This is a genomic window from Candidatus Methylomirabilota bacterium (assembly GCA_035260325.1).
Classification (GTDB): domain Bacteria; phylum Methylomirabilota; class Methylomirabilia; order Rokubacteriales; family CSP1-6; genus AR19.
Map to the genome: position 1 here is coordinate 1 of DATFVL010000190.1, position 10,726 is coordinate 10,726.

Below are 10,726 nucleotides of genomic sequence, written 5' to 3' on the forward strand. Positions count from 1 at the left end.
GATCTCCGAGGAGCTGCGCGACGCGATCCTGCGCAACGCCCCGACCGCCGAGCTGCGCGAGCTGGCGCAGTCGCAGGGCATGAAGACGCTCCGCCAGAACGGGCTCCTCAAGGTGCTCGAGGGGACCACGACCGTCGAAGAGGTGCTGAGGGTCACCCTGTCGTAGCGCTGCTGCGATTCCGATCAAGGGAGACACGAATGGCCGCGAACATGGCGGATCTGCTGCAGATCATGGTGGACCGCGGGGCCTCGGACCTGCACATCACGAGCGGGACCCATCCGCAACTCCGCATCAGCGGGCGCCTCACCCAGCTCACGCAGTTCGAGCAGTTGACCCCCCAGGACACGCAGCGGCTGGCCTACAGCGTCCTGAACGAAGGGCAGAAGCAGAAGTTCGAGGAGGAGAACGAGCTCGACCTCTCCTTCGGCATCCAGGGGCTCGCGCGCTTCCGTTGCAACGTGTTCCGCCAGCGCGGCGCCGTCGGCGCGGCGATCCGCGTCATCCCGCACAAGATCCGCTCCTTCGACGAGCTCGGGCTTCCGCCCATCGTGCAGCAGCTGGCGGACCGGCCGAAGGGGCTCGTCCTCGTCACCGGGCCGACGGGGTCGGGCAAGTCCACGACGCTCGCCGCGATGATCGACAAGATCAACAGCGAGCGATACGAGCACATCGTCACGATCGAGGACCCGATCGAGTTCGTCCACCCGCACAAGTCCTGCCTCGTGAACCAGCGCGAGGTCTTCTCGGACACGCAGTCGTTCCAGCGGGCCCTCAAGTCCATCCTCCGGCAGGATCCGGACGTGGTCCTCGTCGGCGAGATGCGGGACCTCGAGACGATCGCGGCGGCGCTGACCATCGCGGAGACCGGCCACCTGACCTTCGCGACGCTGCATACCAACTCGTGCGCCCAGACGATGAACCGCATCATCGACGTCTTCCCGACCAACCAGCAGACGCAGGTGCGCGCGCAGCTCGCCCTCGTGCTCGAGGGCGTGCTGTCGCAGACCCTGATCCCCAAGGTCGGCGGCGGGCGCGTGATGTCGATGGAGATCATGACGGCCACGCCGGCGATCCGGAACCTGATTCGCGAGGACAAGATCCACCAGATCTATTCGGCGATCGCCACCGGGCTGAAGTTCGGCATGCAGACGATGAACCAGTCACTCGCGGATCTCGTGAGGCGGAAGCTGATCACCCGCGATGAGGGGATGAATCGTTCGACGCTTCCCGAGGAACTGATGCAGCTACTCGGCAACGAAGGCGTCGGTCCACCGGCCGCGGCCACGGCGGCGGCCGGCGCTTCACCCTTCGCCAAGCGCTAGGAGGGGACCATGCCCGTGTTTGCGTACCGTGGCCGGTCGGCGTCGGGCGCCGTGGCCGGCGAGATCGAGGCGGACGACCGGCCCGGCGCCGTCGCCGCGCTCCGCGCGAAAGGCGTGGTCGCGACGGCGGTCCAGCAGCGGCAGGCCAAGGCCGCCGCGGTCAAGAAGGTCGGCGGCTCGGTCAAGGACAAGGACCTCGCCATCTACACGCGCCAGTTCTCGACCATGGTCGACGCGGGCCTCCCCATCGCGCAGTGCCTCTCGATCCTGTCCGAGCAGAGCGATTCCAAGACGCTGCGCGAGGTGACGGGCCGGATCGCGCGCGAAGTCGAGGGCGGCGCGACGCTCGCGGAGTCCTTCAGGAAGTACCCGAAGGTGTTCGACGACCTCTTCACGAACATGCTCCAGGTCGGCGAGTCGGGCGGCGTGCTCGACGTCGTGCTGCAGCGCCTGTCGGGGTATATCGAGAAGGCCGCCAAGCTGAAGAGCAAGGTCAAGGGCGCCATGGTCTATCCCGTCACGATCATCGGCGTCGCCATGCTCGTCATCATCTTCATGATGATCTTCGTCATCCCGACGTTCGCCAAGATGTTCCAGGGCATGGGCGCGGACCTCCCCCTGCCGACGAAGATCGTCATGTTCATCTCGGAATTCACCCAGCGGTACATCATCTTCATGGTGCTGGCGATCGTGGGCATGATCTACGCGATCAAGCGCTACTACGCGAGCGACCAGGGCAGCAAGGTGATCGACGCGTTCCTGCTGAAGATCCCGGTGATCGGCATGCTCATCCGCAAGGTGGCGGTCGCCCGATTCACGCGGACGCTCGGGACGCTGATCTCGTCCGGCGTGCCCATTCTCGAAGGGCTGCTCATCACCGCCCGCTCCGCCGGCAACCGCGTCGTCGAGCGCGAGGTGATGGGGGCGCGCACGGCCGTCACCTCCGGCCGCACGCTGTCCGATCCCCTCCGCGGGAGCACCGTGTTCCCGCCGATGGTCGTGCACATGATCAGCGTCGGTGAGAACACCGGCGCGCTCGACCAGATGCTCTCGAAGATCGCCGACTTCTACGACGACGAGGTCGACACGGCCGTCAACGCGCTCACGGCGCTGCTCGAACCGATGATGATCGTCTTCCTCGGCGTGGTCGTCGGCGGTCTGGTCGTGGCGATGTACCTGCCGATCTTCAAGCTGGTCACCTTGATGAAGTAGTGAAACCGCCGACGATCGACGGGCTGCTGCGCGGGTTCTCCTGGGCGCGGCTCGGGCTCGCCGCGCTCCTGCTGGCGCTCGGGCCGTTCCTGCCGTCCGACCTCATCCCCGGGGAGCAGCCCGCCGTGCTGGCGCTCGCGCTGCTGACGGTCGTCGCGTCGTCCGCCGCCCTGCTCCTGTTCGGCGGCATGGCCGACCCGCGCCACATGTCGTGGCTCTTCTGCCTGCTCGACGCCGTGCTCGTGACGGCCGTCGTGGCGGCGACCGGGGGCGGGCGGTCCATCTTCGCCTTCCTGTACGTGCTCTCGGTGACGGCCGCCTGCGTGCTCCTGTCCCGCACCGGGGGCCTCGTGATGGCCGCCGTCGCGAGCGTGCTCTACACCGCTCTCGTCCTGGGCCGCACCGTGTTTCCGACCAGCATCTTCTTCGAAGCGCCCGGGGAGACGACCGGCCTCGAGCTGCTGACGATGTTCATGAACTCCGGCACCTTCCTCGTCGTCGCGATCCTCGCCGGTGGGCTCGCCGAGCAGTTCCGCTCGACGCGGCGCGAGCTCGAAAAGGAGCGGCGGGACCTCCTCGACCTGCAGGCCTTCAAAGACCTCGTGTTCCAGTCGGTGGGCACCGGTCTCATCGCACTCGACCGGGGGCACCGGATCACCGCGCTCAACCGCGCCGCGGAGGAGATGACGGGGCGCGCCGCGGCCCAGGTCGTCGGCCGGCCGTGGTCGGCGCTCTTCGGCGACGAGATCGCGCTCGACGCCGTCGCCGCCGTGATCGACGGCAGCCCCCGCGCGGCGTCGCTGCACGAGACCACGCTGCGCCGGCCCGACGGCACCGCCGCGCCCGTGCGCATCACCTTCTCCGCGCTCCGCGCCGGCGACGGCGTGCGCCTCGGACTCATCGGAGCGTGCGAGGACCTCTCGGCGATCCGCCAGCTCGAGGCCCGCATGCGCCAGGCCGACCGCCTGGCGACCCTGGGCCGGATGGCGGCGAACATCGCCCACGAGATCCGAAACCCGCTGGCCTCGCTCACCGGCGCGATCGAGGTCCTGACCGGCCCCGCCGCCCCGGGGGAGGCGCGCGAGCGCCTCTCGCAGATCGTCATCCGCGAGTCCGAGCGGCTGAACCAGATCATCAAGAACTTCCTCGAGTACGCGCGCCCGGCGCCATTGATGCTCGAGACGGTCAACGTCGTCGACGCCGTGGAGGAGGTCCTCGTGCTCCTCGAGCATCGCGCCGGGCCGGGGAGCCTCAAGATCGTGCGCGACTTCGTGCCGCCGGTCGTCTGGCGCGTGGACCCGCAGCAGTTCAAGCAGGTCGTCTGGAACCTCTGCCTCAACGCGGTCGACGCCATGCCCGAGGGCGGCGAGCTGCGCGTCGGCGCCGCCGCGGCGCCGGGCCGGCTCCTGGAGCTCCGCGTGAGCGACACCGGCAGCGGCGTCGCCCCCGGCGACCTCGCGAACCTGTTCGAGCCCTTCTTCTCCACCAAGCCGGAGGGCACCGGCCTCGGGCTCGCGCTCGTGCACCGGATCGTGCAGGAGCACGGTGGCGACATCGACGTGCGCAGCACGCCCGGCCTCGGCACGACGTTCACGGTCACCCTGCCCGCGCGCGATGCCTGACACGCGCGTCCTCGTCGCGGACGACGAGCGCAGCATGCGCGACCTCCTCGCGATCATGCTGAGACAGGAGGGCCACGAGGTCACCGCCGTCGAGGGCGGCGCGCAGGCGATCGAGGCGCTCAAGCGCGAGGCGTTCGACCTGGTGATCACCGACCTCCGGATGCGGGAAGTGGACGGCCTCGCCGTGCTCCGCGCGGCGAAGGAGCACTCGCCCGAGACGGTCGTGGTCGTCATCACCGCGTTCGCGTCCACCGAGACGGCGGTCGAGGCGATGAAGCTCGGCGCCTACGACTACATCACCAAGCCGTTCAAGATGGACGAGATCAAGCTCATCCTGGCGAACGCGCTCGAGCGCAAGCGCCTCCAGGACGAGAACCAGGCGCTCAAGCGACAGCTGCGTCGCGAGCGGAGCGTCGAGAGCTTCGTGGGCCGGAGCCCGCAGATGCTCGAGATGTTCGAGACCATCCGGAAGATCGCGGACAGCATGTCCACGGTGCTCGTCGCCGGCGAGAGCGGCACGGGCAAGGAGCTGGTCGCCCGGGCCATCCACGATGGGAGCCCGCGCCGTAACGGGCCGTTCGTCTCCGTCAACTGCGGCGCGATCCCCGAGACGCTGATGGAGTCGGAGCTGTTCGGCCACGTCAAGGGGGCCTTCACGGGCGCGGTCGCGAGCACCGTGGGCCTCTTCTCGGCCGCCCACGGCGGCACCCTCTTCCTCGACGAGATCACCGAGGTGCCCGCGGCGCTCCAGGTGAAGCTCCTGCGCGTGATCCAGGAACGGGAGATCCGGCGCGTCGGCGACACGAAGGACATCAAGGTGGACGTTCGGCTGATCGCGGCGTCGAACCGCGACGTCGCAAAGGCCGTCCAGGACGGGACGCTCCGCGAGGACCTCTTCTACCGCCTCAACGTCATTCCGCTCCACATTCCGCCGCTGCGCGAACGGCGGGAGGACATCCCGCTGCTGGTCGCCCACTTCATGAAGCGTCGGTCGTCGGAGCTCGGCCGTTCGGTGCGCAGCGTGACGCCCGCGGCGCTCGCGGTCCTGGAGAGCTACCGCTGGCCGGGCAACGTCCGTGAGCTGGAGAACGTCATCGAGCGCGCGCTCGTGCTCGGCAACGGCGACGTGCTCGACGTGGACGCGCTGCCGCCGGACCTCCGGCGCCCGCAGGACGTTCTCGAGATCGCCGTGGAGATCCCGGAGAGCGGGCTCGACCTCCAGGCGACGCTCGACCAGATCGAGCAGCGCTACATCCAGCTCGCGCTGGCGCGGACCGGCGGCGTCCAGACGCGCGCGGCGGAGCTCTTGCGGGTGAGCTTCCGTCAGCTCCGCTACAAGCTCCGGAAGCACGCGGCGAGATCGGACTCCGGCGCGTAGCGCGACGCCGGGGCTCGGGCGCTCCACCCGGGCGGCGATGACGGATTTTGTCAGTGCCCATGACCAGGAAGGTCAGAGCCTGCCATTTTCCGGATCGCCGACCATCTGCAAAGCGCCGCAAAAGAAGGGATTCGCCCGGAGTCGAGGGCTGGCACGGGCTGGCACGGAAGATGCGAGAGTAGAAGCCACCGGATGCAGACTGCTGCGAGACGAACCAAGAGGAGGGTTCCATGATCCAGTGGTGGACGAAGAGGCGGTGTGCAGTGAGGGGCCAGCGAGGCTTCACCCTCATCGAGCTGATGATCGTCGTGGCGATCATCGGCATCCTGGCGGCGATCGCCATCCCGCTCTACGCCAACGTGCAGGCGCGGGCGCGGATCGCCAAGGCCCAGGCCGACGCGCGGGCGATCGCGTCCGCGGTGTCGATCTACTCGGCCCACATGGGCAACGTGCCGACGGCGACGAACCTCAGCGAGCTGACTGTGGTGGTCACGAACGCGCAGGCGCAGACGGCCGGACCGTTCCTGGCGCGCGTGCCGTCCGTGCCCGCGAACTGGTTGCCCGCCGCGGGCTACGCGTACGCCGCGAGCACCGCAGCGGGGACGTTCAACATCTCCGCGACGGGCGACGGCGCGACCGTCACGGTGCCGTAACACAGTTCTCGCTGTTCTCTCTGGACGGGGGAGGGCCGACCCTCCCCCGTCGTCATTCGTGCCAGCAGCACCACCGGCGCCGGCGCGATCTGTCCAGCTCACTCACGCCGCCGCCCCGCAAATATCCGTGAGAGCGTGACCAGACGCCCGTTATAGAATTTGGCACCGCTCCTGCAACTTTGGCGGGGACTCCTCCGGGGTCCGTACGTCAAGCGTGGCATGAGGTGAGTCGGCAATGACCTCGGGAACCGAAAGCGTCGTCACGGTGGCCTCGAAGCCCCTGGCCGGCAGGCGGCTGCTGACGCCGACCCTGAGCCGGCTTGCGACCAGAGTGCTGGCCGTCTGGGGAATACCGCTCGCGCTCTCGCTGATCACCCTCGTCGTGTTCTCGCCGAGCCTCTGGAACAACTTCGTCGAGTGGGACGACCAGATCAACCTGTACGAGAACCCCGCGTACCGGGGCCTCGGTGCGGCCCAGTTCAAATACTTCTTCACGACGATGCTGCTGGGCCACTACATCCCGCTCACGTGGATGACGTTCGGCATGGACTACGTCCTGTGGGGCATGAACCCCATGGGTTACCACCTGACGAGCCTGCTCATCCACGCCGCGGGCGCGGCGGTGTTCTATCTCGTGGCGCTCCGCATCCTCCAGAAGGCCACGACGCTCGGCGACGCGCCGCTGCGAATCGGGGCCGCGATCGCGACGCTCGTCTTCATGCTGCACCCGCTCCGCGTCGAGTCGGTCGCCTGGGCGACGGAGCGCCGCGACGTGCTCTCGGGGCTCTTCTGCTTCCTCACGCTCCTCGCGTATCTCAAGATGTCCGACGCGAGCGGCGTCCGGCGCCGCTGGCTCCTCGCCGGCGCCACCGGTCTCTACCTCCTCGCGCTGGCCTCGAAGGGCAGCGTGATGGTGCTGCCCGGGATGCTGATCCTGCTCGACATCTACCCGCTGCGGGCGTTCGGCAGGTGGACGCTCTACGAGAAGATCCCGTTCGCCATCCTGGGCGTCGCGGGCGCGGCCGTGACCTACTACGCGCAGAGTTCGAACCACTTCATCACCCCGCTCGAGCGCTACCCGCTGACAGCGCGGATCGTCGTGATGTTCCACAGCGTCTGGTTCTACGCCGAGAAGACGATCCTGCCGCTCAGGCTCGCGCCGCTCTACGAGCTGCCCGCGCGGGTGAACCCGCTCGCGTGGCGCTTCATCCTGCCGGCGCTGGCGGTGATCGGAATCACGGCGGCGCTCGTCGCCCTGCGGCGGCGCTGGCCGGCGGGGATCACGGCGTGGGCCTGCTACGTGGTAGCGCTCGGGCCCGTCATCGGGCTCATCCACTCGGGCCACCAGCTCGCCCACGACCGGTACAGCTATCTGCCGACGGTCAGCCTCGCGTTGCTGCTCGGCGGCGTCGCGGGCCTCCTCGCGCGCGCCGCCGCGGCCGGCACATTCCGTCCGGGCATCGTGCGGGCGTTCTCCGTCACGGGCGTGGTCGCCGTCTTCGGGCTCGGGGTGCTGTCGTTCCAGCAGGTCCAGGTCTGGCGCGACACCGACACGCTCTGGCGGTATGCGATCGACGCCCAGCCGGACTGCTCGATCTGCTACGGGAACCTCGGGGTCTACCTCGCGAACCGCGGGCTCACCGGTGAGGCCCGCAAGTACTTCGAGCGGACGCTGATCATCCGGCCCGACCAGGTGAAGGCGTACCACCACCTGGGCTACCTCCACGCGATAAAGGGCGAGTACAAGGAGGCGGCTCAGGCCTACGAGAAATACCTGCGGCGGTTTCCCAGCGACGCCGACGCCCTCGCCAACATGGGGGCGACGCTCATGGCGCTCGGCCGGCCCGGGGAGGCGCTCGAGGTGCTGCGGCGCGCCGGAAGGATCGCGCCCAACAGTCCATTCGTTCAGACCAACCTCGGCTTCGCCGTCGGCGAGACCGGGCACCCCATGGAGTCCCTGGCGTACTTCCGGCGCGCGATCGCGATCAAGTGGGACATGGCGCACCCGTGGTCGGGGCTGGCCAGGTTCTTCGCCGCCACGGGCCAGCGCGACGCTGCCCTCACCGCCCTCGGCATTCTCAGGATGCTCAGTCCGTCGATGGCGCAAAGCGTCGAGTTCCGGCTGCTCGAGACCTGGTAGCGTCGTGGACGTGCCGCTCGCCGACGCCGCGCGCGGCGCGGCGCTCGTCTCGGTGGCCCTGTTCGGGCTCGTCATCGGCAGCTTCCTCAACGTCGTGATCGCGCGGCTGCCCGAGCGCCGGAGCCTCTGGCGCCCCCGCTCGGCGTGTCCGGCGTGCGATGTCGCGATCGCCTGGTACGACAACATCCCCGTGCTCTCGTTCCTGGCGCTCCGTGGCCGCTGCCGGGCGTGCGGCGGCGCGATCTCGTCTCGCTACCCCGTCGTCGAGCTCCTCACCGCCGCCGCGTTCCTCGGCGCCTGGGCCGCGTTCGGACCGACGCCGCGCTTCGCCGTGTCCGCGGCGCTCCTGGCCGCGCTCATCGCCATCGCGGCAATCGACCTGCAGCGCCAGATCATCCCCGACGCGATCACGCTGCCCGGAATTGTGGCGGGGGTGCTCATCGGCGTGGGCACCGGGGCATGGCTCGACTCCGTGATCGGCGTGCTGGTCGGCGGCGGGATCTTCTTCGTGATCATTCTCGTCCAGCCGGGTGGGATGGGCGGGGGCGACATGAAACTCGGCGCGATGCTTGGCGCATTCCTCGGCTGGAAGGCGCTCCTGTTCTCGCTGTTCGTCGCGGTGACCGTCGGCGGCGTGGTCGCGCTCGCCCTCCTCGCGACCGGGCTCCGCGGCCGCAAGGACCCGATCCCCTTTGGTCCCTTCCTTGCACTCGGTGGCGCCGCCGGCCTGTTCTGGGGCGAGAGGGTGGTGGCGTGGTACCTGCGGGGGTTCGGCGGCTAGACGCGCGGGGCTTCGGGCTCGTCGAGCTCGCCGTCGTACTCTCGCTCCTCGGCATCCTGGCTCTGCTCGCGGCCCCGACGATGCTCGGGCTCTGGCGGGACGCGACGCTTCGGGCCGCGGCCGAGGAGCTGGCCGGCGCCGTCGGTCACGGACGGCTCCTCGCGATCTCGCTCAACGCGGCGGTGTGCGTGTCCGTCGCGGGCGGCGTCGTGCGATTCGAGCAGGCGCGGGGCGCCTCCTGCAGCGGCGGAGAGCTCGGCGCGCCCGGCGCGCAGCCGATCCGGCTCGCCGGCGCCGCGCGCGTGAGCGGTGCCGCCGTCGTCTTCACCCACCTCGGTGCCGCGACGCCCGCGGGGAGCTACGCCGTGACCGATCCCGCGAGCGGCCGCGGGCATCGCGTGGTCGTCGCCGTCTCGGGCCGGGTGAGCGTCCAGTGACCGGCGCGCGCGGACTCTCACTGGCCGAGATCCTGGTCGCGACGTGTGTCCTGTCGGTCGGACTCACCGCGGTGGCGACCGGCTTGCGGTACGCGGCGGTCGGCGTCGACACGGGCAGGACCGAAACGGCCGCCGTGCTCCTCGCCGAGGAGCGGCTGGAGCTCCTCCGCGCCGCCGCGCTCACCGAGTGGGGCCACGCGCTCCTCGCCCCGGGCGTCGCCCGCGAGGCGTACGGCGCGATCGCCGGCGCGCCGGGCTTCCGGCGGGAGACGACGGTGGTGGACCTGGGAGGCGCCGCGTGCGCCGATCCGGCGCCCGCGGAAGTGACCTGCAAGCGGGCCAGCGTCGCCGTGTCGTACCGCCCGGCGGCGGGCGGCGAGCGGCGCGTCGAGCTCGCGACCGTCCTCGCGCCGCGCCCGTGAGCCCGCACGGGGACCAGCGCGGCATCGCGCTGGTCCTGTCGCTGATCGTCCTCATGCTGCTGAGCGGCCCCGTCCTCGCTTTCCTGGCGGCCGGCGCGCTGGAGCCACGGATCGCGCGGAATCTCGGTGACGCCGCGCGCGCCCGCTGGCTCGCCGAGGCGGGGCTCGAGATCGGCTACGGCGCGCTCGTCGCGGCCGCCGACGCGGACGACTCGTGGGGCGCGCTCGTCGCGGCCGCCGACGCGGCCGCGCCGTGGGTCACGCTGCCCGGCCTCGCCGCCGCGGCGCTGCCGGGGCTCTCGATCGCGGAGGGCACCTACACCGTCAGCATCCGCAACGACGTCGCGGGTGACGCGAACGATGTCGTCATCATGCGATCCACGGGCGCGTTCAACACCGCCGCGCGCACGCTCGAGGTCGTCGTGAGGCGACGCCGCGCGCCGGGCGTGCCGGCTGCGGGCGTTCGCGCCCTCCACGCGATGTCGAACTGGCGAGAGCGCTGAGGCGCCTCTGCCGCGCCGCGTTTCGCGGCGGCGCCTCGAACGCGCGCCCGGATTCCACCCGTTGGGGCGACGCGGGCCCTCGACGCCAAATGTAGTACGTGGGAAAATATTGGCCCCTCGCGGCCCCGCGCCTATACTACTTATCCACGGAGGAGAAAGGCGTTTAAACATGGCGTTTTTCCGCAAGGCTCCGCAAGTGTTCGGGCTCGACATCGGGTCGAGCGCCGTCAAGGCGCTCCAGCTCACGGAGACGGG

At 70.0% G+C, this 10,726-nt stretch carries 10 protein-coding genes; all 10 read left to right on the top strand.

What is annotated here, in order from left to right; all coding sequences use genetic code 11:
* Window positions 1-198 precede the first annotated feature (198 nt).
* Complete coding sequence (locus VKG64_12455; GenBank protein ID HKB25851.1) at window positions 199-1,323, top strand: type IV pilus twitching motility protein PilT; 1,125 nt, start codon at window positions 199-201, stop codon at window positions 1,321-1,323.
* Between the two features lie 9 nt (window positions 1,324-1,332).
* A complete protein-coding gene (locus tag VKG64_12460; protein ID HKB25852.1) occupies window positions 1,333-2,535 on the top strand; it encodes a type II secretion system F family protein in 1,203 nt (400 codons plus the stop codon).
* Window positions 2,535-4,157 (top strand): ATP-binding protein, encoded by a 1,623-nt coding sequence (locus VKG64_12465; GenBank protein HKB25853.1) that lies wholly within the window; start codon window positions 2,535-2,537, stop codon window positions 4,155-4,157. The genes VKG64_12460 and VKG64_12465 overlap by 1 nt, the downstream gene beginning before the upstream one ends.
* Window positions 4,150-5,535: a sigma-54 dependent transcriptional regulator gene (locus VKG64_12470; GenBank protein HKB25854.1), complete on the top strand. Its 1,386-nt coding sequence runs from the start codon at window positions 4,150-4,152 to the stop codon at window positions 5,533-5,535. Before VKG64_12465 ends, VKG64_12470 begins: the two co-directional genes overlap by 8 nt.
* Before the next feature lie 230 nt (window positions 5,536-5,765).
* The gene (locus tag VKG64_12475) at window positions 5,766-6,188 is read left to right on the top strand and encodes a prepilin-type N-terminal cleavage/methylation domain-containing protein (protein ID HKB25855.1); all 423 of its coding nucleotides are present in this window, start codon (window positions 5,766-5,768) and stop codon (window positions 6,186-6,188) included.
* Window positions 6,189-6,423: 235 nt separating this feature from the next.
* A complete protein-coding gene (locus tag VKG64_12480) occupies window positions 6,424-8,328 on the top strand; it encodes a tetratricopeptide repeat protein (protein HKB25856.1) in 1,905 nt (634 codons plus the stop codon).
* Window positions 8,329-8,332: 4 nt separating this feature from the next.
* A complete protein-coding gene (locus VKG64_12485) occupies window positions 8,333-9,109 on the top strand; it encodes a prepilin peptidase (GenBank protein HKB25857.1) in 777 nt (258 codons plus the stop codon).
* On the top strand, window positions 9,082-9,546 hold the full coding sequence (locus tag VKG64_12490) for a GspH/FimT family pseudopilin (protein ID HKB25858.1): 465 nt from the start codon (window positions 9,082-9,084) through the stop codon (window positions 9,544-9,546). The genes VKG64_12485 and VKG64_12490 overlap by 28 nt, the downstream gene beginning before the upstream one ends.
* Window positions 9,543-9,968 carry a hypothetical protein gene (locus tag VKG64_12495; GenBank protein HKB25859.1) on the top strand — a complete coding sequence of 142 codons (426 nt, stop codon included), beginning with the start codon at window positions 9,543-9,545 and terminating at the stop codon, window positions 9,966-9,968. Before VKG64_12490 ends, VKG64_12495 begins: the two co-directional genes overlap by 4 nt.
* Window positions 9,965-10,471 (top strand): hypothetical protein, encoded by a 507-nt coding sequence (locus VKG64_12500; GenBank protein HKB25860.1) that lies wholly within the window; start codon window positions 9,965-9,967, stop codon window positions 10,469-10,471. The genes VKG64_12495 and VKG64_12500 overlap by 4 nt, the downstream gene beginning before the upstream one ends.
* Window positions 10,472-10,726 lie beyond the last annotated feature (255 nt).